This window comes from Chryseobacterium sp. G0201, assembly GCF_003815655.1.
Lineage (GTDB): Bacteria > Bacteroidota > Bacteroidia > Flavobacteriales > Weeksellaceae > Chryseobacterium.
In genome coordinates this window covers 4721312-4747930 of the sequence record NZ_CP033917.1, presented here as the reverse complement: position 1 = coordinate 4747930, position 26619 = coordinate 4721312, and the positions used below count along the sequence as shown (strand labels likewise).

The 26619-nt window shown below is 32.8% G+C and carries 24 protein-coding genes and 1 tRNA gene; 17 read left to right on the top strand and 8 right to left on the bottom strand.

All coding sequences use genetic code 11. The features are described 5' to 3' along the window. The 12 genes from EG348_RS21315 (at position 1) to EG348_RS21260 (ending at position 15104) form a co-directional block, all read left to right on the top strand. Positions 1-1170 carry a glycosyltransferase family 4 protein gene (locus tag EG348_RS21315; protein ID WP_123984936.1) on the top strand — a complete coding sequence of 390 codons (1170 nt, stop codon included), beginning with the start codon at positions 1-3 and terminating at the stop codon, positions 1168-1170. Then, positions 1163-1768: a sugar transferase gene (locus EG348_RS21310; RefSeq protein WP_123984935.1), complete on the top strand. Its 606-nt coding sequence runs from the start codon at positions 1163-1165 to the stop codon at positions 1766-1768. Before EG348_RS21315 ends, EG348_RS21310 begins: the two co-directional genes overlap by 8 nt. Positions 1769-1791: 23 nt before the next feature. Then, positions 1792-2394: an acetyltransferase gene (locus tag EG348_RS21305; RefSeq protein WP_123984934.1), complete on the top strand. Its 603-nt coding sequence runs from the start codon at positions 1792-1794 to the stop codon at positions 2392-2394. Between the two features lie 11 nt (positions 2395-2405). Continuing rightward, positions 2406-3566 (top strand): aminotransferase class I/II-fold pyridoxal phosphate-dependent enzyme, encoded by a 1161-nt coding sequence (locus tag EG348_RS21300; RefSeq protein ID WP_123984933.1) that lies wholly within the window; start codon positions 2406-2408, stop codon positions 3564-3566. Positions 3567-4216: 650 nt separating this feature from the next. After that, positions 4217-6721, top strand: coding sequence for a PIG-L family deacetylase (locus EG348_RS21295; RefSeq protein ID WP_123984932.1), 2505 nt, complete (start codon positions 4217-4219; stop codon positions 6719-6721). Positions 6722-6821: 100 nt separating this feature from the next. Next, positions 6822-8513 (top strand): sodium:solute symporter, encoded by a 1692-nt coding sequence (locus EG348_RS21290; RefSeq protein WP_123984931.1) that lies wholly within the window; start codon positions 6822-6824, stop codon positions 8511-8513. 26 nt (positions 8514-8539) lie between these two features. Beyond that, entirely contained in the window at positions 8540-9058 is a 519-nt protein-coding gene (locus EG348_RS21285) for a DUF2911 domain-containing protein (RefSeq protein WP_123984930.1), read from the top strand. 347 nt (positions 9059-9405) lie between these two features. Then, on the top strand, positions 9406-10467 hold the full coding sequence (locus EG348_RS21280; protein WP_228414886.1) for an MBL fold metallo-hydrolase: 1062 nt from the start codon (positions 9406-9408) through the stop codon (positions 10465-10467). Between the two features lie 206 nt (positions 10468-10673). Next, positions 10674-10961 carry a hypothetical protein gene (locus EG348_RS21275; RefSeq protein WP_123984928.1) on the top strand — a complete coding sequence of 96 codons (288 nt, stop codon included), beginning with the start codon at positions 10674-10676 and terminating at the stop codon, positions 10959-10961. Positions 10962-11050: 89 nt separating this feature from the next. After that, positions 11051-11305, top strand: a complete 255-nt coding sequence (locus tag EG348_RS21270; RefSeq protein WP_123984927.1) for a hypothetical protein — start codon at positions 11051-11053, stop codon at positions 11303-11305. 379 nt (positions 11306-11684) lie between these two features. Next, complete coding sequence (locus EG348_RS21265) at positions 11685-12614, top strand: hypothetical protein (protein ID WP_123984926.1); 930 nt, start codon at positions 11685-11687, stop codon at positions 12612-12614. Between the two features lie 540 nt (positions 12615-13154). Then, positions 13155-15104, top strand: a complete 1950-nt coding sequence (locus EG348_RS21260) for a hypothetical protein (RefSeq protein ID WP_123984925.1) — start codon at positions 13155-13157, stop codon at positions 15102-15104. 29 nt (positions 15105-15133) lie between these two features. Here EG348_RS21260 and EG348_RS21255 read toward each other — a convergent pair whose 3' ends face one another. Further along, positions 15134-15610 carry a hypothetical protein gene (locus EG348_RS21255; protein WP_123984924.1) on the bottom strand — a complete coding sequence of 159 codons (477 nt, stop codon included), beginning with the start codon at positions 15608-15610 and terminating at the stop codon, positions 15134-15136. Positions 15611-15731: 121 nt separating this feature from the next. Between EG348_RS21255 and EG348_RS21250 the strand changes: the two genes are divergently transcribed. Together EG348_RS21250 and EG348_RS21245 are read left to right on the top strand one after the other, a co-directional pair. Then, positions 15732-17057 carry a zinc chelation protein SecC gene (locus EG348_RS21250; protein ID WP_123984923.1) on the top strand — a complete coding sequence of 442 codons (1326 nt, stop codon included), beginning with the start codon at positions 15732-15734 and terminating at the stop codon, positions 17055-17057. A 112-nt stretch (positions 17058-17169) separates the two neighbouring features. Then, entirely contained in the window at positions 17170-18162 is a 993-nt protein-coding gene (locus EG348_RS21245) for a helix-turn-helix domain-containing protein (RefSeq protein ID WP_123984922.1), read from the top strand. A 119-nt stretch (positions 18163-18281) separates the two neighbouring features. On the opposite strand, the gene EG348_RS21240 is transcribed toward EG348_RS21245, so the two are convergent. From EG348_RS21240 to EG348_RS21215, 6 genes are all read right to left on the bottom strand, one after another. After that, the gene (locus EG348_RS21240) at positions 18282-18536 is read right to left on the bottom strand and encodes a hypothetical protein (RefSeq protein ID WP_123984921.1); all 255 of its coding nucleotides are present in this window, start codon (positions 18534-18536) and stop codon (positions 18282-18284) included. A gap of 2 nt (positions 18537-18538) precedes the next feature. Further along, positions 18539-20605, bottom strand: coding sequence for an ADP-ribosyltransferase domain-containing protein (locus EG348_RS21235; protein WP_123984920.1), 2067 nt, complete (start codon positions 20603-20605; stop codon positions 18539-18541). A gap of 252 nt (positions 20606-20857) precedes the next feature. Further along, the gene (locus EG348_RS21230; RefSeq protein WP_123984919.1) at positions 20858-21172 is read right to left on the bottom strand and encodes a hypothetical protein; all 315 of its coding nucleotides are present in this window, start codon (positions 21170-21172) and stop codon (positions 20858-20860) included. A gap of 8 nt (positions 21173-21180) precedes the next feature. Beyond that, complete coding sequence (locus tag EG348_RS21225; RefSeq protein WP_123984918.1) at positions 21181-21552, bottom strand: hypothetical protein; 372 nt, start codon at positions 21550-21552, stop codon at positions 21181-21183. A 59-nt stretch (positions 21553-21611) separates the two neighbouring features. Then, positions 21612-22154 carry a hypothetical protein gene (locus EG348_RS21220; RefSeq protein ID WP_185145490.1) on the bottom strand — a complete coding sequence of 181 codons (543 nt, stop codon included), beginning with the start codon at positions 22152-22154 and terminating at the stop codon, positions 21612-21614. Positions 22155-22189: 35 nt separating this feature from the next. Then, a complete protein-coding gene (locus tag EG348_RS21215) occupies positions 22190-23089 on the bottom strand; it encodes a hypothetical protein (protein ID WP_123984917.1) in 900 nt (299 codons plus the stop codon). A gap of 947 nt (positions 23090-24036) precedes the next feature. Here EG348_RS21215 and EG348_RS21210 point away from each other — a divergent pair. Further along, positions 24037-24567, top strand: coding sequence for an antirestriction protein ArdA (locus tag EG348_RS21210; protein WP_123984916.1), 531 nt, complete (start codon positions 24037-24039; stop codon positions 24565-24567). A 172-nt stretch (positions 24568-24739) separates the two neighbouring features. On the opposite strand, the gene EG348_RS21205 is transcribed toward EG348_RS21210, so the two are convergent. Further along, positions 24740-24813: transfer RNA gene (locus EG348_RS21205), tRNA-Arg, on the bottom strand. 60 nt (positions 24814-24873) lie between these two features. On the opposite strand from EG348_RS21205, the gene EG348_RS21200 reads away from it, so the two are divergent. Together EG348_RS21200 and mtgA are read left to right on the top strand one after the other, a co-directional pair. Beyond that, positions 24874-25920, top strand: coding sequence for an ABC transporter substrate-binding protein (locus tag EG348_RS21200; RefSeq protein ID WP_123984915.1), 1047 nt, complete (start codon positions 24874-24876; stop codon positions 25918-25920). Positions 25921-25963: 43 nt separating this feature from the next. Continuing rightward, positions 25964-26608, top strand: a complete 645-nt coding sequence (mtgA, locus tag EG348_RS21195) for a monofunctional biosynthetic peptidoglycan transglycosylase (protein WP_123984914.1) — start codon at positions 25964-25966, stop codon at positions 26606-26608. The last annotated feature ends 11 nt before the right edge of the window (positions 26609-26619 follow it).

Genomic DNA, 26619 nt, shown 5'->3' with positions numbered 1-26619 from the left:
ATGAAAATAGTTCGGACATCAACAATACCATTGTCTTTAAATGTTTTATTAAAAGGACAACTGAAGTTCTTAAGTGAATTTTATGATATTGTAGGAATATCTTCTGAAGGTCAATTGCTTGATGAAGTAAAACAGAGAGAAGGGATAAAAACGATTGAAGTAAATATGGAAAGGGGAATCAGCCCTTTAAAAGATTTGACTTCACTCTATAAATTATATAAAATTTTAAAAAAAGAAAAACCGGTCATTGTACATTCCATAACGCCTAAAGCAGGGCTTTTAACGATGCTTTCAGGGAAAATGGCGGGAGTACCTATAAGAATACACACATTTACTGGGCTTATTTTCCCCACAAGGAAGGGGCCGGTGAAGAAACTTCTTATTGGTATGGATCAGTTATTATGTTCGGCTGCCACCCATATTTATCCGGAAGGTGAAGGAGTGAAAAAAGATTTAATTAATTACAAAATAACTTCAAAGTCTTTAAAAGTTATCGGGAATGGCAATGTGAATGGGATTGATCTGGAACATTTTTCACCCGACCAGGTTTCCGAAGCTCAGAAGGAGCTTTTAAGGCAAGAATTAAATATTAAAAATGGAGACTTTGTTTTTGTATTTGTAGGTCGTTTGGTGGGAGATAAAGGAATTAATGAATTGGTTAAAGCTTTTTCTCTTCTAAATAAGACAAAAAATGCAGAGCATCGATTTAAATTATTATTGGTTGGTCCTTTGGAACAGGAATTAGACCCGTTGCCAGAAGATATTTTAAATGAAATTAAGAACAATCTTGACATTATAGATGCAGGTTTTCAGAAGGATGTTCGCCCTTATTTCGCGATTTCTGATGTATTGGCTTTTCCAAGTTATCGTGAAGGCTTTCCAAATGTAGTGATGCAGGCGGGAGCAATGGGATTACCAAGTATAGTTTCTGATATCAACGGATGCAACGAAATTATTGTGGAAGGTGAAAATGGAGTGATAGTTCCGGTTAAAAATAGTGAAAAGCTTAGCGAAGCAATGGAAAGAATGAAATCGGATACAGAGTATTACAAAAAATTAAAAATGAATGCCCGACCAATGATTGAATCTCGTTACGAGCAATCAGAAGTTTGGAATGCCATATTGAGTGAATATAAAAAACTAATTAAAGAAAAAGACTTTCGTGTATAAATTTTTTTTTAAAAGAGTTATAGATTTTCTGATTGCATTAACAGCACTTATGGTATTATCACCTGTTTTTATTGTAGTCACGATCTTACTGTATTTCGCAAATCAGGGTAAACCATTCTTTGTTCAGGCACGACCGGGCTTAAACGAGAAGATATTCAATATCATCAAGTTTAAGACAATGAATGACAAAAAAGACGTACAGGGCAATTATCTCCCTGATTCGGAACGCTTAACACCTATAGGAAGTTTTATACGTCAGACTTCCCTGGATGAGCTTCCACAATTGATAAATGTATTGAAAGGAGACATGGCGCTGATAGGTCCGAGACCTCTGTTGCCGCAATATCTTCCTTTATATAATGAATCTCAGAAAAGAAGACACAATATACGTCCGGGGATCACAGGCTGGGCGCAGGTGAATGGTAGAAATGCCATTTCCTGGACGATGAAATTTGAATTAGATATTTGGTACATAGATAATGTATCGTTTGCAACAGATTGCAAAGTGATGTTCCTTACTTTAAAAAAAGTAATAAAAAAAGAAGGCATAAACCAAGCGCAACAAGCTACGGTAGAAGCTTTCAAGGGAAATAATTAATTTAAATTAAATGTAGATAGAATATGTATTTATACGGAGCAAGTGGTCATGGTAAAGTAGTGGCGGAAGTCGCTGAAGAATGCGGGTATAAAATTGATGCTTACATCGATGAATATCTGTCGGAAGATAAAGTGCTGAATTATACTGTTCTTCACGAAATTCCGTCACATGATATAGAAGTACTTATTTCTATAGGCAATAACAGAGTGAGAAAAAGTATTGTTGATCAGGATCAGCTGTTCAACTATATGACACTCCTTCATCCAAAGGCGATTGTGTCTAAAAGAGTAAAGATGGGAGAAGGAACTATCGTGATGCCCGGTGTTACTATAAATGCAGTAGTAAAGATAGGAAAGCACTGTATTATCAATACAAACGCTTCTATCGATCACGATTGTATCATCGAAGATTTTGTACACATATCCCCGAATGCTGCATTGGCCGGAGGAGTACATGTCGGTGAAGGAACCCATATTGGAATTGGGGTGAATGTCATACAAGGGATAAACATCGGAAAATGGTGTACGATTGGTGCCGGATCTGTCATCATCAGTGATATCCCGGATGGTTGTACGGTAGTAGGCAACCCCGGTAAAATAATAAAAAGTAGAAGTTTAAAAATTTAGAAGAGTAAAATATGAAATCAAAAGTTTGGTTATCCTCTCCCCATATGGGAGGAAACGAATTGAAGTACATTAATGAGGCTTTTGACACAAATTGGATAGCGCCTTTAGGACCAAATGTTGATGGTTTTGAACAAGATTTGGAAATGTTCTTAAATGAAAATGTAAAAGTAGCTGCACTTTCTGCAGGAACTGCCGCTTTACATCTTGCGTTAATCGAATGCAATGTTGGTCATGGTGATGAGGTGATCTGTCAGTCTATGACATTTTCTGCCTCTGCCAATCCTATTGCCTATCTTGGAGCTACTCCTGTCTTTATAGACTCAGAAAAAGATACATGGAATATGTGCCCGGTAGCTTTAAAGGAAGCCATCGAAGATAGAATTGCAAAAGGAAAAAAACCGAAAGCGATTATCGTAGTTCATCTTTACGGGATGCCGGCAAAAATGGATGAAATTTTATCAGTTGCCAGAGAATACAACATTCCCTTAATTGAGGATGCTGCCGAATCATTAGGTTCCAAATATAAAGGAAAAGCTTGTGGTACTTTCGGATATTTCGGTATTTTATCATTCAATGGTAATAAAATTATTACTACTTCAGGAGGTGGTGCATTGGTATGTCACTCTCAGGAAGATAAGGATCAGGCGGTATTTCTCTCTACACAGGCCAGGGATGATGCTCCACATTATCAGCATTCTCAGATAGGGTATAATTACAGAATGAGTAATATCAGTGCAGGTATCGGAAGAGGACAAATGGAAGTCTTGAATGATAGAGTACAAGGCCGTAGAAAGATGCATAAGTTTTATGCAGAGATCTGTAAAGATATAGACGGAGTAGATTTGTTTTCAGAGCCAAGTGCTGATTTTTATAGTAATCACTGGCTATCTGTTATTACAATAGATGAAACAAAGACATTACGTACTTGTGAAGATTTGCGTTTGTCATTTCTGGAAGAAGGCATCGAGTCCAGACCTATCTGGAAGCCAATGCATCTGCAGCCAATATTCCAGGATGCACCGTATTATGGCGGAAAAGTAGCTGAAAACCTGTTTGGAAATAGCTTATGTCTACCTTCAGGATCTAATTTATCGGATAATGAGAGAGAAAGAATTGCCAAAGTTATGACAGAAGTCTTTCCAAATAAAAAGAAACATTCAGTTTTACGATAATTTTATTTGGCATTTAGCTATCATTAGTTTGATAGATTATAATTTTACCCTTTGTTAGGGAATGATTCTCATACTCTAAATATTTAAGAGTATGAAAAAGATCAGAAAAAATTTGTGAAGAAACAAAGCTTGAACGAGGTATTTTAAAAAAGGTCGCAGGCATCTTTTTGGGGGAGGAGACACAAAGTATAAACTTATCAAGAATATGCTAGTGTGTTTCCTGCCGCGAAGATGTGCGAAGTATTAAAAGTAAGGAGAAGTCGTCTCATTGAAAGAAATAGTGGATTAAAAAATAAAAACAACCGACATACGAGAGTTGAAACTTCAAATGTCGGTTTTGTGACCAAGACGAGTATATTTTCAAACACGTTTATCAATGACCTGGTTCGTCTGAGTCAAATTAAATAAGAATTATAAACCTGTTTTTATCCGATAATTTTCTTATAGGTGAAACTTCTTGCGATTTAATTTTAAGCATTAAAAACAATAGAAATTAACATAGTTGATCTTTATTTTGCTTTGATTGTCTTTTACCTTCACACAAAGATTTTACGAAGAATATAATAGAATGTTTTGAGTTGCTCATTGCTTTTCTTTTAAGGTTGAAAGAAAAACGATTTACTTATATTTGCCCCGAAAAGCAAATTCAAATGTTCAAAAAAGTAATCATTGTATTTATCCTTGGCTTTTTTTCGGTTTTTTGTTCGGCCCAACAGGTTCGGCCCTCAAAATCATCTGAAATTTACCGCGAACTCAAAACACTGAAACAACTGCCTAAAGTTTTATATCTTGCGGCTCATCCTGATGATGAAAATACAGGGTTGCTATCTTGGTTAATCAACGATCAAAATGTAGAAACGGGCTATTTGTCTTTAACCAGAGGTGATGGTGGTCAGAATTTATTAGGCACAGAGCAGGGGGCAGCATTGGGTTTAATCAGAACGCATGAGCTTTTAGAGGCAAGAAAGTTAGACGGCGCCCAGCAGTTTTTTACTCGGGCGATTGATTTCGGATTCTCTAAAAATACGACCGATACCTTTAAACAATGGAATGAAGACAGCATTATCGCTGACGTAGTTTGGGTCATCCGTAAATTCCGTCCTGATGTGATCATTTGTCGTTTTCCTCCTACTGCTGCGGCAGGTCACGGACAACATGCAGCTTCGGCTGTGGTTGCGGAAAAAGCTTTTAAGCTGGCAGGCGATAAAACAGCTTTTCCAAATCAACTAAAATATGTTACTATATGGCAGCCAAAACGCGTATTGTGGAATACTTTCCGATTTGGCGCGGTCAATACTACAGCTGAAAATCAATTGAAAGTTACCGTTGGGCAATATGATGCGCAATTGGGAATGGGCTATGGTGAATTGGCAGGATTAAGCAGAAGTTTACATAAAAGTCAGGGTGCGGGAACACAGTCTGTAGCCGGGATCAAAACTGAATATTTTAGTCACGTTGCCGGTGAGCCAGCAAAAGCAACACTTTTTGATGGAATAGTTAAAACATGGACTACAAAAGGAAACACAGATATTGACAATTCACTGGACAAAATTATTTCCGGTTTCAATTTTAATCAACCTGACTTGAGCTTGCCCGCTTTGCTTGTTTTGCGAAAAAAGGTAATGGCGCTACAAGATTTAGATCTAAAAAAGGATAAAATTACTGCACTCGACAATATCATTTTAAGCTGTGCGGGGTTTATGGGCGAGGTAGTTACCAATCAGGCTGAAGCTGTTGAAGGGGATAACTACAATTTCAGATTAAATCTGATTTCAAGAGCTGAAAATCCTGTCGTTTTAGACAATGTAAAATGGTTAAATCAGTCAGAAATTTTCAACAGAAAACTCTCAAAAGATTCTTTAATTACCATTGAACATAAAATTCAGATTCCTGCAGATGCAGCACTCACAGAACCTTACTGGTTGGCAAAATCTCCTACAAATGCAGCAACTTTCTCTGTTCCAAATAATACTTTAATCGGTTTGCCCGAAGCAGAATCACCACTGAATGTTTTGCTTGATTTAAAAATAGGTTCAGAAAAGTTTCAGGTTAAACTTCCTTTATCTTTCAAGAAATTAGATCCGGTACGTGGTGATGTGGTAGAAGCGTTGCGCATTGTTCCTGCATTGGAACTGAAATTTACACAACCTCTTTATGTAGCCAAAGAAAATGAAGACTTGCATTTAAGTTTAAATTTTAAAGTTAATTCTAACAAAAATTTTAATAAAGGTGTTCTAAACCTTATGTATAAAGGAGAACGATTAGGCGGCGCTGATGTAAGTTCGCTCAATGGAAAAGATATTACCATAGATTACGTTATTCCAAAAACGAAGCTTGCCACAATAAACTCATCCCGTTTGCAATTGGATGCCAATTTTATTGCAGACGAAGTTACTTATAATAAAAAACAGGTATTAATTCAGTACCCGCATTTACCTTCCTTACAATATTTTACGCCTGCAACTGTAACTGTCATGAAAGGCGATATTCAGGCGAAGGTTAAAAAAGTAGGTTACATACAAGGTGCGGGCGATTTCATTCCTGAGTTTCTGCGCATTGCAGGTATTCAGGTAGATGTCTTGAAAGACGAAGATTTTTATGGCAGCTTAAATGAATCCGGAGCAAATGTTAGTCAAAACAAGCTGTCGCAATATGATGCTATCGTATTGGGTGTTCGTGCTAATAACACAGAGAAAAAGTTGGGTCGTTGGATGCCTTTTTTATGGTCTTATGTAAAAGCCGGAGGTAATTTGGTGATGCAGTATAACACCAACCAAGATACAACGGTTGACCAATTGGGAATGTATAATTTTACGATTGCCAATAAGCGGGTTACCGAAGAAAATGCTGAGGTTAAATTTTTAAATCCTAATCATAAATTACTGAACTTTCCGAACAAAATTACTGCGGATGATTTTAAAGGTTGGGTACAGGAGCGTGGCGCCTATTTCCCTGATCAATGGGATGCAGCGTATGAACCACTTTTTGAAATGCACGATACAGGTGAACAGCCTTTGCAGGGATCAACTTTATATGCCAAATACGGGAAGGGTAATTTTATTTATACTCCGTTGGCATTTTTCAGACAGCTGCCTGCAGGAAATGTTGGGGCGGCACGTTTATTTTTAAACTTTTTATCTGCACAGAAAAACTGATGAAAAATCAACTTAAAAATTGGAATATTTGGTACATACTATTAGCAGTTGCATTAGTATTGCAGATCGCATTTTATTATTTGTTTACTAAATTTTGGGCATGAGTACTATAGATTGGACAGTTCTTATTTTTACATTGGTTGCAGTAGTGGTTTACGGCGTATTCATCGGTCGTGGCCAAAAAAGCAACGAATCATACCTTAAAGCAGATAACAAGATGCCTTGGTACATTGTGCTGATCGGTATTATGGCTACGCAGGCTAGTGCCATCACATTTCTTTCGGCACCTGGTCAGGCGTATACAGACGGGATGCGTTTCGTTCAGTATTACTTTGGTTTGCCTTTGGCGATGATTGTTATTTGTATCACTTTCATCCCAATTTTTCAGCGCTTAAATGTTTACACGGCCTATGAATATCTGGAGAACCGTTTTGATAAAAAAACAAGGGTACTTACTTCACTGCTTTTTCTTTTTTCGAGAGGCTTATCAACAGGTATCAGCATTTACGCTCCGAGTATCATCCTGTCAAGCGTTTTAAACTGGAATATTTACTTAACCAATGTTTTAACAGGGGGTATTCTGTTGATTTATACCTATGTCGGCGGAGCAAAAGCAATCGCTCACACCCAAAAATTACAGTTTCTCATTATTCTGGGAACAATGGCTTTTGCAGGGTATTTACTTATTCAAAATATGCCGAATGGAATTGGTTTTAAAGATGCGCTTTATTTGGCAGGAAAATCCGGAAAGCTCAATGTCATCACCACAGAATTCGATTGGAAAGACAAATACAATATTTGGAGCGGGCTAATTGGTGGTTTTTTTCTGGCACTTTCTTACTTCGGTACGGATCAGAGTCAGGTTGGGAGATATATTACTGCGAAAGACAATACCAATGCAAAAATGGGCTTGCTGTTGAACGGATTGGTTAAAATTCCGATGCAATTTGCTATTCTCCTGATCGGTGCTTTGCTTTTCGCTTTCTTTTCTCTAAAACCGGCTCCGATTTATTTTAACGAACGCTCTTATCAACATCTAAAGGAAACACAACCTGAACAGGCTTCGATTTTTGAAAAAGAGCATCAGAATCTGCAAGTAAAATTTAACGAAGAATCGAAAGAAATTTTACAATTGAAAGAAACTCAATCTCCACAACTTAAAGAAAGAATAGAGGATTTTAAAAACACACAAACTCAGGTAAAAGACTTGCACGGAAGGGTAGAAGAAGCAATCAATAATTCAAACTACAACGCGGAGAAAACGGATACCAATTATATTTTCCTTTATTTCGTAAAAAATACCCTGCCTGTAGGAATGATAGGTTTACTGTTCGCCGTCATTTTTCTGGCCAGCTGGGGTTCAATTTCCGCAGCGCTGAATTCCCTTGCCGCTTGCTCATTAAAAGATGTTCATTTGATATTTAAAAAAGAAATTCCTGATGATGAAACCGAATTGAAGTACAGTCGACTGCACACTTTGGCTTGGGGTATTTTCTCAATCGGCGTAGCTATGTTTGCCACTCAGATGGGTTCCCTTATTGAAGCGGTCAATGTATTAGGTTCTCTTTTCTACGGTCCGATATTGGGGATTTTTCTTGTCGCATTTTACTATAAAAAAGTCAACGGAGCGATTGTATTTATTTCTGCAATCTTATCAGAAATTGCTGTAATTGCCGTTTATCAGTTCGATATCGTTTCTTTCCTTTGGCTAAACGTAATCGGGGCAGCGGCAGTAATTATATTTTCGACAATCGGGTTATTGTTTTATAAGCCGAAAGCAGTAAATTCGTAAACGAACAACAATAAACAAAAAATATTATGAAAACAATGATTAAATCTGCAACCGTACTTGTTGCAACAATGGCAATCTCCTTTAATGCATTTGCACAGGAAACTAAAAAACCAGCCAGCCCTGCGGCTACTGCAACGGGAAAAATTAAAGACGCAACCATTACAATTGCCTATAGCAGTCCTTCAGTTAAAGGGCGTACAATATGGGGTGGTTTAGAAGCTTATGGTAAAGTTTGGCGTGCGGGAGCCAATGAAGCAACGACTTTCGAAACCGATAAAGACATTACCGTTCAGGGTAAAAAGCTTTCTGCAGGTAAATATAGCTTTTTCTTAATCCCTAAAGAAACCGGAACCTGGACTGCGATTTTTAACAAGGAGCCAAAACAATGGGGCGCTTATAAATACGAAGAAGCTAAAGATGCTTTACGTGTTGATGTTAAAACAAAAGCTTTACAAGCAACACAGGAAACTTTAGTTTATAAAATAAACAGTAATGGATTTACAATGGATTGGGATAAAATCTCAGTTCCTGTAGAGATAAAATAAATGTAAATATGAAAAATTAAAATCCCGTTCATTTGGGATTTTTTTGTTTAAAATTTGATAAAGAGATATTTATGGATAAAAAAATGAGACAACTATTTATTAGTTGTCTCATTAATTGACCTCGACAGGACTCTAATGTTAGCGTGAATGATATTGTTATCAGCCCAACTTTGCAAGACTGGTAATATTTAGTAAAAAAAGAATTTTAAGTAATGAATAAATATAATAAATTATTCTCTCCTTTAACATTTGATAAAGGAATTAGTTTAAAAAATAGAATTGTGATTTCTCTACTATCAAAGCATTTGGAGAAACTACCATAAGATCAATCGTAGCAGGTTTTGACGGTGTTGAAATTCACTGAGCACACGGGTTTTTACTTCAGAATTTCATCTCTCCTTTTTTTCAATAAAAGAAATGACCAAAGGGGAGGTTCTCTAGAAAATCGATTAAGACTTAGTCTGGAAATTGTTCGAGAAGTGAAAAAAGTAGTTTCAGAATATGCTCATAATCCTTTCGTAATCGGTTACAGAATTTCTCCAGAAGAAATGCCTCAAAAGATTTATGGACTTCCAGAAACATTCATTCTAATGGACAAATTGATTGAAGAAAAGATTGATTATCTACATTTTTCTTTATTGGATGCTGTACATTATTTGCGAAATGCAACTTTGGTAATTGAAACCGGAGAAAAAGTAATTTTAGTAGACCGAATGCTTGGAAAAAAAGGAACTGCTAGTCCACCATTTACCCTTTTCCGTTTTAAGCCACAACGAAATCCTATTGTAGATTTACCAAATAATGCAATTCACATAGTCGAAAAGACGACCCATTGCTTAATAACGCATTTACACCCAGACCATTTAGACAAAGAAGCAGAGAATTTTCTTCGCTCAAAACAAATTCCTATTATTTGTAGCATAAAGGACGAAGAAACATTGCGAAAAAAAGGATTAAATGTATCTCAAACAGTTAATTATTGGAAAGAAAGTCCTCTTTTTGATGGTAAAATACAAGGCATTCCAGCAATACACGGATACGGATTTGTAGCAAAACCAATGGGAAATGTAATGGGCTTTTATATTGAGTTACCAAATGAAAAGTCTATTTATTTAAGTGCTGATACTATCTATACAGAAGACGTACACAACGTTTTGACACAATTGAAACCTGAAATTTCAGTTGTGGCTTGTGGAACGGCTCAATTAGATATTTTTCAACCATTATTAATGAGAATGGACGATATTTTGAAATTTGTGAAAAATGCACCAAATCAAGTAATCGCAAATCATCTAGAAGCCGTAAATCATTGCCCGACAACACGAGATCAATTAAAAAATGAAATTTCAAAAATTGGACTTTCTGAAAAAATATTTATTCCAAATGATGGTGAAAGCAGAACATATTAATAAAACTGCCACTAACATCGGTTTTGCAATAGTGGGGCGAAACTGTAAAGTTCAACGACAGTTCTTCGATTGCCCTACCATCGCAAAGCCCCAAACCGTTGGCGGTAATTTTTTGACTATGTTGTATTGCATAGAATTGAAAATGTTTTTAGTTATAACAGAACTGGTCGACAACGAAATTAAGTTAGATAATTTAATTCATAATTATGGAAGATAATTACGTAGAATGTTGTAAGCATAAATTAAACAGAATAGCATTCACTTGCAAACACATTCTCAGCGAAAAAAAAGTTGGTTTTGAAGAATTATTTCAAACTCAGGAAAACATGGCGCTAGAAGAAGGTGATGATTTATGGGCTTGGTGTAACGATTGTGAACTAATAAGACAGAAAGAAGAAGAATGGAATGATAATTTAATGGCATATTCAGATATGAAAATTGTTTGTGAAAAATGCTATTTTGAATTGAAAGAACTTAACCTTGGACACAAATAAAACTACCACCCACGTTATACAGCGCAATTTTGTATTAGCATATATCAAACTTGTTCGTTCTTATTACTCACGAAAATTTGATTTAAATCATGAGAAAAGAACTAATGCAACCTGCTAAAGCTGAAAACGAAGTTTATACATTACTTCAAAATTTAATTATCGGAAATTCTCCTGAAGAATTGGAAGATATGATCTTTCATGTTTTCGAAGATGCTAATTTACAATCGGGAGATCTGTCACAGGAAGAAAAATTATTGAGATCAGAATTTCACATTGCAAGCAGAAAGATTTTAAGATTATTGTGCAAACATCCTGATCTGCTCAGGAAATTGAAAGATGCATAAAAATGAAGCCTGTTATTTTAACAGGCTTTTTTAATGTAACACAGCAATTGCTCGCAATTGTCAAAATTTGTACAAAAATAATTATGAGTACAGATGTATTGAAATACTTAACTACTGAAGGATTGTTTTAGAAGAAAAATCTCCTCTTATATCCAATTCAAATCTTCCTCTTGAGGGCGAATATGAAATAAGCTGTTCCATCTATAAAAAAATTGTCGGTGATATCTATTCATTTGCGGAAGGTATTGTACTGAAAAAATGGCCACAAACAAATTATAATTTTCCGAGAATTTTCACCAAAAAATATGGTTCTGACGATATATGGGATAGTTTTGACGGATATTTTAATGATAGTATAGTTGAGAATAATCTTCCTAAAATGAAAAGAAACTACATTGATGGATCTGGAAATATTTTCAACGTCAATATTATGCATCCTTGTCCGCATCCTATCTATTTATTAAAGGTAGGTTTTAGAGATGCAGGTTTTGATTTAGTGGGGGATATACTATCAGATCCTGATCTTCAGGATAGATGGGTCTTTTCTGGAACAGATTATTTTACAATGAAGTCTCAGACAAGATTGGAGGCGAAAGCAACGCAGATGGATTACTATTATGATGAGCCATGGAACGGTATGATAAATGGGACTGTATGGAAAATGAGAAGAAGATTATACGATAGAAGCTTTGACAATTTAAAACCAGGTAACTATAAAGTACAAGGCTCCTTTCGAATTCAATCTTTTTATGGCAGAATCATTTGTAGAATTACGACTAAACTCGAATATTCATTAATATATGTGCCATTCAGAAAAATTTTAGAAGGAGAAAGGGAAAATATCCTAAAAAGCATAGCATATCAGTTAATTGCTTTGAATAAAGCAGCAGAAAAAGATTTGATACTAAAATATTTGTACGCAGTTAACTATGGTAAAATGAGTCCGCCCCTTGAAAACAGTGAAATTGAGACAACAATAGCAAAGATTTATCAAAACCTAAATGATGTTGAACCTATCCCGAATGCTGAAAGGAGGTTTATTTATGATGCATCTAAAAATTTTACACCAACTGAAAAAAGGCGATTGAATATTAAAAAAGTTCATCAGGACAGAACAAATAAAACTCAATCAGAGCTTTTAGAAATAATGAAAAATTGGGATTTTAGTTTACATGGAAAAATGACTATAAAAAGCGTGGCGAAAGTAGCTATTAAAGATCCAAAGACTGTTCAGTCTTATTATACTAAATTAAAAACTGAATTACTGCAAGATCTTGATGAAGAACAAGTACAAATGGGGGGTAACTAAAAAAAGATTGTTCAAAAAGTTTCTCGAAATGAATCCTCTATTAAAAGATTTGGATGATTTAATGAAATATGATTTAGAAAAGATATAATAAAGTAAGATTGGATATATGCTCCGAATATGACTACAAATATGTATAAGTAAAATATAAAAAAAACAGAAAATTGTAAGTTGTATGTCGTTCAAACTATAAATGATTAAAAGAAATTTCTCGTATATTTGAAATAATTACTAATAACTTTTAACATGATAGCTCCTACACAATTTCGATCAAAGCATATTGAAGATTTAAGTTTTGAGGAAATGGCATTTATACATTTATCAACTAGTAATGCACCAATATTCTTAGTGGAAGATCTAATGAATGATAAAACTGTAAAAACTTCTGTAGATAGCTTAAGAACACTTTTAAGATAAATGTAACTATAAAATTTTTGAATTGATAGAAGTTTAGTATTAATGAAATTGAGATTATTACGGAAAACCATAATGTATTAACAAGAAGCTATAGTATATTTATCACAAATAAAAATAAGCAATAGTATGCGAAACGCAGATTTAAATAGAGTTGTATTTTATTCAAAAGAAGATATGGCAGGTGGTCATCAACTTTCTAAAGGTGAAAATAAACTTAAAAGTGATACACAAGAAAATTATTCAGATATAAATGACGTTCTAGAGCTATACAATATCAAAAAATATTTGGATAGCGGTATATATTTAAATAAATGGTCACAGGAAGAAATTAGTGATTTTAAAGAAAAAGCTAATAGCTATAATAGAATTATTGGAAAATTTATAGCTAGTATAAACGATGAAAATGTAATTAGTTTTCATGAAAAAATTATCCATAGTTATGTTGTTTCATTTTGGGAGTTAATTGACAGTCATAATGGATTTCATCAAATATCCAAAATCAATTTTGAAAGTATTCTTTCAAATGAACCTTATCTCATCAACATTTTTTTGACCCATAAAAATCTGGTCAACTTTTATGATCTCGAAATAAAGAACTTCTTGTTGATGTATTCAAAAACAGCTGAAATTTTACTGTCTTTTTATGAAAAGGAAAATAGTTTTCAGCATAAGAAAAGTTTTCTACCAAAAAGCCTAAGTATTGAAGATAAGGAACTTATTATAGACAATTATGTAGATTCTAACGATACAAATTTAAATTATGTCCAACTGATTCAAAATGTACGAACTAAGAATGATTTTAAAATTAATGATAAAACGAGATTAAAAGCAAAACGCTTGAATAAAAGCGAAACTGAGAAATTTTTACTTGGAAATAGAGGTATTAAATATGGAGTTACTGTTGGCTTTAAAGAGGGTGCTGATAAAATAAAAGAAGGTTCAATTGATGCTAATCATACTGTTAATTATGTGTATAGTGTAGATTTTATTAAAGAAAATACTGATCCATATTCCTTATTTAAAAATTTTAAATATTTATTTGAGTATGTTGATGAACAAAATAGAATTGATCTTGTCAGTAAAAGAAGCCAAATAGGGGCAATTGAAAGACTAATGGGTATTCAATCTCAAAACGATTATAAAGTTGGAACAAGTTTTTTTCTGTCAGAATTGACTTCCCAAGCACAAATTCACGGCTATATTCAAATGCTAAATTTATTAGATATTTCCTTGGAAAAAGTCTTTCAATCTATTTTCACAAATGTTTTTCAAGACAAGTACAATTTTGCTGAGAATGCAACTTTTTCTGTTTCATCAGCAATTTCAAATTTTGAAAAAGTTAGATTTCTAGCACCTGAATTTGAATCTTTATTAAAGCAATATAAGCTTTATGTTGAGGACGGAATCATAGATTTTGAGCTTCTTCAAATATCATCTTCACCATCTGCATTAAAAGATATTCCTAGTATAAACATTAACAAGTATATCTACTTTAATGATAATTGTAATGAAGTTTTATCTCTTTCAAATTTGTTTTTCTCTGATCAAATGAGTCTATCCTATGTTGAGCCTTTTCTAGAGAAAAATTATACTACTTTTTTTGACTTGCTTGCAAATGAAAAAGTTAAATTTGATTCTTATCATGAACATCAAAAACCTCAATTAGATTATCTTATCGAGAAAGGGTTGATAATTGTAGATAATGATGGCTTTCTACAAATAACAAACATACCAAGAGTTTTTATAATTAAAGATTTAAGAGAAAACGAGGCGGGTTCATATTATCACTATCCTTCTGATTTTCAAACGGAAGTTCTAAAAATGATATCTGAAGATATGATTTATTTTGGTTCTTCTCTTTTTTCAAAACCTGAGCAAGCATATTTAAATTACTTTTTGAATAAGAGCGATTTTACTAATGGTATGGATTTGAGAAATAGTTATTTGCACGGTACTCAAGCTACTCCAGAAAATACCGAGAAACATGATCATGCTTATATTATATATTTAAAATTATTAGTCTTAGTATTGTTGAAGATTGATGATGACTTAGCAATTTCTAAACTTAATAATTAGCTGTATTGTTTATAAATTACTTTTTCTTTTCAGATCTTATTATTTATAGCATAGTTGAATAGTTCCCCCGCTACTTTTTGAAGCCGTATTCCTTTCCAAGGTTTTGGATTGTTACCAGGTGATTCAATAAAGTTTTGTAACTTTTCATCTATTGTTATATTATGAAATCCAAATTGTAAATCGTAAATTTCTATGTAAGCGCATTTGTCTGCTTTATCAATATAAAATTGGACTTCAGATTTTAACTTTTCATTTTCTAAAATATATTTTAAAAATTGAGAAACCTTTGGCTTTAACATACCATAATACACCATTTCTTTAAAATTTTTACTTTTTATAGCCGCATTAATAAGATTCATTGAGCAAATGACACTAAAAAGGTCAATTTTATTTTTTGGTTCAATATTGATCAAATTTTTAGCTTGAATAACCTGATTTAAAGTAATCTCGGTTTCAAATTCATTATTTTTTGATGACTCAATTATAGCTTTTAAGGATTCGGTCATAGAAATTAATATATAAAAGGTTTAGCGTAAAATTAATATTTAATAGTTCAAGTTCATAGCTTGATTTGTTTTAATTTTATTCTTAATTTTAAAATTAGTTAATTGCATATAAACCCTGCGAATGAGTGATAAAATTGAAGATAATTCTTCATTTGAAGAATTTAGAAATAATATAAAAGGAGGAAAAGCAATTAAACAAATTGCATCTCTCCTTGCGCCATTTAGTAAGACTGCTAAAAATGTTTTAGGAGCTTTAGAAAATTTTGAGGATCTGGAAAAACAGTTCAAAGAAATTTCTAAAAGTCCAGATAGTTTTAACAAATATTTTAGTGAATTAGGCTGGATTGCTCATGAGTCAATAAATCATAACCTCATGTTAGAATGTATTCAGCTTGCTGAATCAGGTAGCTTAAATACTGCTGAAGAAAAACTTGCGGATTACTACACATCTGAAGAGATGAGTTGGCTAGTTTCGTCAGTCTACGGAGTACCTGAATTTCGGAAAAGAAATGAGCTGATAAATGCGGCTTATGAAGATACAAAAGCAAAGAAATTTTATTCAGCAATACCTTTACTACTGATGATAATTGATGGCACAGTCAATGACATAAGTAAAAGTAAAGGTTTTTTTGCCGAAAATACAGATTTAACAGCTTGGGATTCTATTGCTGCACATAGTACGGGGCTTTCGAAATTACGAGACATACTAAATGTAACTAGAAAAGGCACAACTACTGATGAAATATTTTTTCCATATCGAAATGGCATACTACATGGAAGGGATATTTCGTATGGTAATAAATACGTAGCTGCAAAATCTTGGCTGACTCTATTTGCAATTAATGATTGGGCAAAAGCTCTAAAAAGAAACAAAGAAAATCCACCTAAAGAAAATAAAAAGCAAAATTTAAAAGAATCACTTATTGAATTAAAAAACAGTACTATTAAATATCAAGAACGGCAGTTGAAGTTTAAAGAAATGGATAATTATATGAACTGTTGGAAAGAAAGGAAACCAATAATAGGTGAGGATTTCCCTTCAAAAGGCGCATTAGGTGATTACAAAGATTTTACTCCTGAAAAAGATGCTATAAATTTTTTAATAAATTGGCAAAACAATAATTATGGTGCTATAGCCAAACAAATTTCATTTTTCACAAAAGAAGTAAACTTCGGAAAGGAAGCAGGAAGGGTAAGAAAGATCTTCGAGAATAAAAAATTAAAAGATTTTGAAATAGTTTCGATTGATCATAAAGCGCCAGCTATAACCGAGATAGTTGTAATAATTACTATCTTATTCAATGAAAAGGAATATGTAGAAGAAATATTATTGCGGATGATATATGAAAATGAACAAAATGAAAACTTAGTATTTGGACAATCAGGAGGAATATGGAAAATAATAGATTCTTTTTTCTTTGCTAAAATAGAATATTTAGGATACTAGTCAAACATAAATTCTCTTCATGTCGATGAGAAACAAAAATTAGATAAATAAAAACATTGAACAATATCTATTAGAAATCTTAATTGATTTTTATAATTATAAATTATATAGCATGAAAGAAAATTATAATTTAGAGAAGATACAAGAACTAATTAATAATAAAATTGAAGAGAACCTACATCTTGACTATAAAGCTTCTGGTTCTTTAGAGAAAAATGAAAAAAAAGCAAATGAGATTTCAAAAGATGTATCAGCATTTGCAAATTCTGACGGAGGCGTTATTATTTATGGAATTAAGGAAGATTCAATTAACAAGCATATTCCTGAAAAAATTGATCCTATAGACAGAAATGCTATATCAAAAGAATGGATTGAGCAGATTATACAAGGAAGAATATCCCCAAGAATTCAAGGAATAAATATAATTCCAATAACCATTAATGAACCTAATGAGGTTGTTTATGTGGTCGAAATCCCTAAAAGTGACACTGTACACCAAGCAAATGATAGAAAATATTATAAAAGATTTAATTTCAATTCTGAGCCTATGTACGATTATGAGATTAAGGATGTACTCAATAGAAATAAGTTTCCTAAAATCGAATTGGAATTTGAAATTGTTATAAATACTTATGAAGTTACTACAAATAACGGCTTTCCTCACCCAACAATGAGTTTTCTAACACCGCAATCGCCTGAAAAAGAAATTAAAGAAAATATATTTTTAAATGTGTATGCTCGAAATAATGGGAAAGTATTAGCCAACTATATTAATGCTTACTTTATATTTAATAAAAAGTTTCTTTCAAAAAATAAAGGACAGCAAGGTGATGATTTTGAAGAGTACTTTGGTGATAATACTATAAGAGACGTTGTAGATGTAAAATTTACAGGTTTTGACACGATAAAGAAATATGGACCATCAAGATACGACCCGATATTGCCTCGATTGAAATTTAAAGTAAAGAGTTTAAGTTTGAATAAAGAGATTTTGCAATCATCTAGCTCAATAAAATGGGAAGTGTATGCAGATAATTCTGAACCCATTAGAGGTGAAACTGAATTAAAAGAAATAAAAATAATCAACGAGGATATTAGTAACTAGGAATTTATTGATAAGTGGTTTAAAATAAAAATGATTGGTTTTACCATGTTGATAATACGGTAGAACCAATCATTTTTTATAACTGTCAGATTAAATCGTGACTAATTCATTTAATTAAATTAAGAGTCTTTATATTTCTCTTTAGCCATTTCCTTTTGACGATAATATTCTAGCTTTTCTTCTGGAGTCATTAATTCTAATTTCAATTTTCGAATTTCTTCTGTATTGGAATAGTATTCTTTGTATTCAATTTCATTATCTTTTTTGAATTTATCTAAATCTTTTGGAACGCCAAAGAATAATTTTTCTCTTAAAACTTCATTTCTTGACAATAGGTATTCCAATCTCTGTTTTTTTTCTTTAATATCTTCCATTTTTATTTTTCAACTAATTTAATAAACATTATATTTTCACTTGGACTAATTGGACTTGGCATTTCTTTAATTTCTTCAACTATAAACTTTGTATTACTCTTAAAAAGTATTTCCTTTTCAGCAGGTATTTTTGATGTAGCTTCTATGCTCTTACCGTTTTTACCTGTAATTTTTACTAATACGTTAAAACCTGCATCGTCAAACATCATTTCTTCTGCTGCCGTATAATCATAAGTAGAGGAGGTGAAGCTTCTTTTTTCAACTGTCTTACCTATTGCATATTCTTTACTCAGCATTTCAGGAGACATTTTTTCTAATCTGTAGAAAGTTGATGAGCTGGTTTTTGGCAGTTTATTCAAAGCATTATTGAGTAGTTCCTTATATGCTTTGTATTCTTCCGTCATTGGTATTCCCCCTCTTAAAGCTCTGTTTAAACCAGAATAATATCCTGTTGTATAAAGTCTTACTGCAGCTTCCTCTTCCAAAGATAAATATTTTGTCATATACCTTGTACTAGAAAGTTCAACTAATATTTTCTGAAAAGCAGGATTTTCTCCTAAGATCTTTAAATATTTGGAATATCTCAATTTTGCCGCTAAAGAAGAAAAGCTTTTAAAAGCAACCAATTCAAATTCAGGCAATAACCCTGCTGTAATATTTTCCAAAATTGTCCATCGGTCTTCATCTATTTGTTTTTCAGTAAAATAATTAGCAACAATTGTAGGTATAAAGTAATCTCCTTTATCATCTGGTATTTTTAATGGAGTAAAGGCATAATTGATACCTAATGTTTCAGATCCGCTTTCTGCCAAATTTCCGTCAATATAAGAGTGAATGGTAAAGCCAACTTCAAATTTCTTTTCTTTTTCCAAAAAGCCACTCCAATAAACAAATCTGTTTTCAACAATACCATTTTTCAAGATATCTTTCATTTCAAGAGAATAGCTAATTGCATTTTGGTAATCAGAATCTTTCCAAGCTTTGCGCCCAACTTTAGATAATTCAATAATAAAATCCTCAAGATATTTAGCCTGGATTTTATTCAAAACTTTTCTTACCACATCAGGATTATTATTAATTTGATTACCCCACCAAACTCCATTTTTGACTCCTTTCAACAAGTTAATAACTGACATGTTTTCATTAGTACCAGACGTATTAATAGCTTTTTCAGAAAGCGAAATGAAATTTTTCCAAAGCATCTCATCCGTAAGAACTTCTAAAACAAAATCAGGGATATTTTCATATAAAGCATCAATAATATCAGGGTTATTTTCAGCTGTTACAAAGAAATTTTTATAATATCGGATAATATCTTTTTTAATTTGTTCAGCTTGTGAATCACCTTTTATAATTCGTAAAAACTCAAGAAAGGTCTCTGCATTCCCTGTATATAACTTTATTGCAATATATTCGTCATTCAATTTGAAATCATAGGGGTTTTCAGTTGCATTTGTTTGTGTATCTGAGAATTTTTTATCTTCACCATCCTTATAGATAAAATTCAGATTATAGGTTACTTTATAATTATCAAAATAAATTCCAAAATTATAGGAGTTACTCAATAAATTTTTTCTAGTATTTAATTTGGCTAAATCAAAAATAGCTTGAACTTCTGTGTCGTTCTTTTTATACAAAAAGGGTTTGTTATTTTTAACACTGCTGAATACAGGAGTGCTAAATGAGGAAGAACCTGAATAAATAGTTTTATCTTCCAATAAATATTTTTCTGGCTCAAACAAGAAGCTATTTATCAGTCCTAACTTTTCTTTTAAATCTTTTGCAAGAAGTTCATAGTTAATTCCTCCCGTGTAAAAATCTTGAGATAAGGCATCATAATCTTCAACTGTAGGTTTGTAAAAAGCACTATTTTTTCTAAAAGGTGTACTTAATGCGTACTCATTGGAGATTTCATCAAATGTTTTATTGGTTCTTATCCCTTCAAAAGGGTCTTTACCACTTCCGTAAATTCCTTTTTCTAGTTCTGCAAATTGTATGAAACTGTTTCCTCGAAGTATTCGTTTGCTTTCTTCGTCAAAATCGCTAATGTCGTCTAAAATATTTTCCATAAAATCATGTTTTAATTATTTACCTTTTTGAAATGTTTCTAAAAGCAAATATAGATGGCAGTAGCGACAAAACTTGACGTGTTAAAATCTCTTTTATACTTTTTAGAGGTGATTGACAACTTGAGAAGTGTTTTGCTAACTAATAATAATTGTTGCGTATTCTTTAAATTTCCCCATTTGGAATGATTGTATAAACTTGGGTGTAATTACAGATAAAAAACAAGCCCTGACTCACACGGTCAAGGCTCAAGATTAATTGCTTTTGAATGGGTTGTTGCCATCTCTCATAAATACCGTACCCATCTTTTGGTATTTGATTGGCTGACCTTTTACACAGGCGGTATAAATTCCGCTCCCGAATCCGTTTTGCGCTCGGATAATAATTACCTCTTTTTCCTCAACTCCGTTGTCAATCGCTACGAACTTTTTCAGGCGGTTGTTTTTGATTGGTTCTTTGAAATCTTTCGGTAAATCACATTCTTTGGCGGTTTGTGGTTTCTCTTCCTGTTGAGCAAAAAATAATGTTGGTGTAGACACTAATAATAGCGTGAAAAGTAATTTTTTCATAGTTGATATTAATTATAGTTGTTGTTATAGTTTCCGTTTCTTCTTTGTTCCTCAACCCACATTTCATGCTCCATTTGTAACTGTCGGGCTTCTTCGTGTTGCTCGGGGGTAATGCTTTTCCATTCTCGGATAATCTGCTCCTGTTCTTCTTTGGTCAAAGTTTTTGGAGTAGGTTTCTGACTTGATGCAGTTGTGTTACGGATTTTAGAGATTCGTTCCTTTTCCTGACTTGCTTCTGCATAACTGTCAAATCTCATCATGTACCTTTCAAGAATGTTTTTGTCAAACAGATAGGCATTGCACTTTGCCTGTGTATCGTCTAAAATCATGTATTCCTCATCGATACTAATGGTGTATGGTGTGTTAAAGATTCCTGTCACTATTGTTAATTCTTTTCCGAAGTATTTATCTTTTACTTTAAAGACTACAAATGAGTGTTTTATGGATGTTGTATCAACTCTGAGGTGGTTTTTGCTGTATCTTCATGTGTTACAGAGGTTGTTATTGGTTCTTGTTTGGTTTTGTCACAACTGATCCCTAAGGTTGGGAGTATCAGAATCAAAACCTTTAGACAGTATCTCTTGAAAAATAGTACGATAAGCGTATATGCTAACCAAAACAGCAGGAGATATTTGTAATCGTTGAATACGGCTTTTGCATACAACACAACTTTATTAGAGTATTTTCTGAAATCTGAATCAAACAGTAGCTCACTGCACATCATGCCATTTGTAGGTAAATCTATCTTTGTTCCAAAAGGTGTTGTTTGGTATAATGCACCTACGGGAGTTGTTCGTGTATCATACTCGCCACTTATCACAATCTTATGTCCGTAATCTATTGAGGATTTACCGAGATTTGGAATGTAAGAAAATGTACTAAAATTCTCTATTGCAAAAACAGTTAAAAATGCTAAAATAAAAGCAACTACTATTGACTTAGAATTTTTTTTATCTATTTGGATTTCTTTCTTTTCTGTCATAACTATATCTTTAAAATAACCTGTATAATATAGAATTACCTATTTCCAAATGGTGTAATAAAGTATGTATAGTTTTCGCCTTCTGCTAAATTAGTTTCGAAAAATTCAACATATTTTAAATCGTCATGTATGAATACTGCACCTGTAGTTGACGAATATGTATAACCTTTTTTTTGCTCATTATAAACCTTATCATAAAAATTTCTATAAGTGACAAATCCATCAGCTCTTTTGAATTCAATTCGATTTTCATTTATAATAACATAAGAGTCGCTCATTATCGTTTCGTCCCTTAATCTGTTACTACTTTGGCTAAAAACGGCTATATTGTATACGGGTAGCTTTTTACCATAGTTCGCAATTACTAGACTATTACTACTATAATTGCTAGACTGACTGTTGCTATCTGGCATGGAATTAAAACTAGGCGCTGTAACGTTTTTAATTATAGTGTTAATAGAATCGTACAACCATTGTATAATACGGTTGGTTTCATTGGCTGATGAGTAATTAATTTTAGTTCGATTTACTTCATTAATACAGCTTTTTTGGAAAGTGTCATGTATGAGTTGTCTTTGTTTGTCTGTAACATCTAAATTATTGATTTGGTTAGATATTAAATTTACTGTTCTTTGAACTTGCTGAACATTATTGTCGTATCTGTTTTGCTTTGCTGTCATTGCATTTCCTAAACCTGAAATACTTAGTTGTTGCGGATCACGGTATTGTGTCGGTTGTTGAGATTGTGCAGTAGTACCTGTAGTATAATATTCCCATTGTTTTGAAAGGTTATTGTACTTTTCATATCCAATCATATTTCCGCTAGAATCAAAATATTCATATCGGTTATAGAAAGAATTATACTTTTTAGTTGCTGTTTGGGAAAAACAATAAATTCCGATTAGCATAAATACGGAAATAAAGATCTTTTTCATAGTGATTTGTCAGCTCACTCAGTCCCTAAAGTGAAGGTTAATAAATGCAAAAAGCGTGGGACTAAACTTAATTTGCTATAGGAGGTTCTGACAAAACCATGTAACACAAACAAGTAATAGCCCGCACGCCATAGCACGGGCATCAACTGTTTATTCTATGTTACATTTTTGAAATTGTCAGATTTCCTATAACAGAATAAAAGCTAACGCTTTATATTTTTCGTTAAAATTCTAGCTACAAAAATATGAAATTTTACTAATCTTTTGGCTTTGCTTCAAAAACCTGCGAAATTTTTTTCAACTTTAAAGATTTTATCTAGGTTTTAGGTATGGTAAGCAATCACTATGGTTTTGTCGGAAGTTAAAAAATCATTGATTTGAAAAGGTGTGATTTTGTCAATATATTATATGACTATTTACCCCAAAATGTTTAATTGCTCCCTCAAACAATGGTACACTGAATGAGTATTATGAATGCTTTTATTTTTATTGGCTGTGGGGCTACTGTCAGGCAATATTATATATACCGACCTAATTACCCCACCGTATCAAATTTTCACTGTAAAACGTCCCCCTATGCCAAATCTCAAAATTTTCATATAGGTATCGGGTCTGTACCTACTATAACGGTTTGGGTGTGGGTTGTCGGACTTTTTTCGATACGTCCCCTATGCTCGGATTTTGTTTTTCTCAGACTGTTTTTATCTTCCTGCGCTCCGAGTTGTTAAAAAGTTTTTAACAGGTCTTGTAAAGTGTTGATATTTTGGTTAAAAGTGTCTATAAAGCTGGTGGTTATCGGCTTTTTATCGTATATTTATACTGTGCTTTACTACTAAAACATAGCCTTATTTCTATGTGTACAAGGTTCAGTATATAAAATAAATGCCTAGATGTCTCGAACACAACTAGGCAAGTCAATAAATTTTAATCTTACTAAAATTATCAACATGACAAATTTACAAAATTGTCTCGACAATTGTTCCGTTTATTGTGGGACTTTTCACAAGTACAACAATTCAAGCCTGTACGGTAAATGGTTAAATCTTTCGGACTATTCTGATTATGACGAACTACTAGAAGCAATGCGAGAGCTACACAAAGACGAACATGACCCTGAATTTATGTTTTCCGATTATGAACACTGCGAACTGTTTGAAAGGCTAGGATTGATTAGCGAGAGTTTTTTATCTCCCGACATTTATGATATTGCGGAACAAATAGATGATTCAGGACATAATACAGAAGTTTTTGAAGCCTGCGTGGATTGTTTAGGAAAAATGGATTTTCAGAGCATTTATGAGTATGTAAATAATTTTTATTGTGGCGAATTTGCAAACGATATTGAGTTTGTAGAATATTTATACGAAAATGATATACCGTTCAATTTACCTAGCTTTGTTGTGATTGATTGGGAAGCTACGGCAAGAAACATTATGTATGATTATTTTGAATCGAACGGACATTACTTTAATTCGTAGTATATTTGTGTAACAGTACACGGATTACAATTCAGATAGATTTAATTAAGTTTAAATAGCTTTAAAAAAGTGTATTTTGAAAATTCGGATACAAAAAAGGTACAAAAAGAAAAAAGAGAATTTGTAATTAATTGATTTTTAACAATTTACAAAATTCTCTTTTAAAATTTAGTGACCTCGACAGGATTCAAACCTGTAACCTTCTGAGCCGTAATCAGATGCGCTATTCAGTTGCGCCACGAGGCCGTTACTTCCTTTGTTGTTTAAAGGTTTGCAAATATAGCACTTTTTTCTTTTCTTTGAAATATGAAACTGAAATTTTTACTATTAATCGCGTTTTTGACTCTAATTTGCTGTAAAAGAGAACAAAAAATTTCTTCTAATGAGTGGACTTCCATCTCAAATCATCTTCAATACAAAGATCAGAACGATGATTTACAGTTGAAATCAGGAAATTTCATTTATAATTTTAAGAAAAATCAGGTTCCATTTAAGAAAATCATCTTACTGAATGCAAGTATGGCAGGATATATTTCTGAATTAGGAGCGGAAAATTTGATTATCGGAGTTTCAAGTCCGGAATATATTTATTCGGATAAAATTCAAAATTTAATTAAAGAAGGAAAAATTCAGAATGTAGGAAGTGATCAGAAATATGATGTTGAAAAAATCATTTCATTAAAACCGGATGCGATTTTCACCAACTATATTGCAAGTTTTGACAATGCTTATCAATTATTAAAAAACAACGGAATTCAGGTGATTTTTCTTGATGAATACATGGAACAGAAGCCATTGGAGAAAACAGCTTATCTAAAACTTTTCGGAAAACTTTTTGCGAAAGATAAAGAAGCAGAAACAAAGTATATTGAAATTGAGAAAAATTATAATGAATTAAAACAACTGGCTTTAAAAGCTCAATCAAAACCTGTTGTTTTAGCGAATGAAATATATGGAGATGTTTGGTATCTTCCTGGAGGAAAAACTTCGGTAGCCAACTTTATATCAGATGCCAATGCAGAATATATTTTAAAAAATAATCCGGACGAAAAAGCTCTAACAATGAGCTTTGAAGAGGTTTTTGCAAAATCTAACGGTGTACAATATTGGGTAAATGCCGGAAATCATACTTCAAAAAAAGAAATGCTTAGCCTGAATCCTTTTTATGGAAAATTAAATGTTTTCAATAAAGGAAAAATCTACGGAGTTATGGGAAAACAAAGGGAGAAAGCCAATGATTTCTTTGAAAGTGGAATTGTAAGAGCTGATCTCATTCTTAAAGATTATATTAAAATTTTTCATCCGGAGCTTCTTCCGGATTATCAGCTTACTTATCTGAAAGAATTGCAATAACTCAGACTAATTGTTTATTTTTGCAGTTCCTTTTTTAATAGATATGTGGAAAAAAATTAAACAGTTTATTTTTATTGTTCTCATCCTCAATGTAGTATTCATCATTTGGGGGAGATTTTTCAATCCGCCGATTACGATCACGCAGATCGGAGGTCTTTTCGAGTTTGGAAAGTTGCACAGAGACTATATTTCCTATGATGAAATGGGGAATAATGTGAAAAAAGCAGTCATTGCTTCCGAGGATCAAAAATTCTTTGTACATGACGGTTTTGATTACACTGCTATCGAAAAAGCGATGAAAAATAATGAAAAAGGGAAAAAAATAAGAGGTGGAAGTACGATTTCTCAGCAAACCGCAAAAAATGTCTTTCTTTGGCAGGGTAGAAGCTGGCTGAGAAAAGGTTTGGAAGCTGTTTACACTTTCATTATTGAGAAAGTATGGAGTAAAGATATTATTCTTGAAAGATACCTTAATTCAATTGAAATGGGGCAGGGGGTTTTTGGCGTAGAAGCTGCTGCACAGTATTATTTTGGGAAATCATCCAAAGATCTTTCAGCTTCAGATGCGGCTTGGATTGCAGCTGTTTTACCGAACCCTAAAAAATATGATCCTAAAAATCCGTCACCGTATTTGAGAAAGAAACACAATTGGATCATGAGACAAATGAGGAATGTGAGTTTGAAATAGTATCTTTGTCC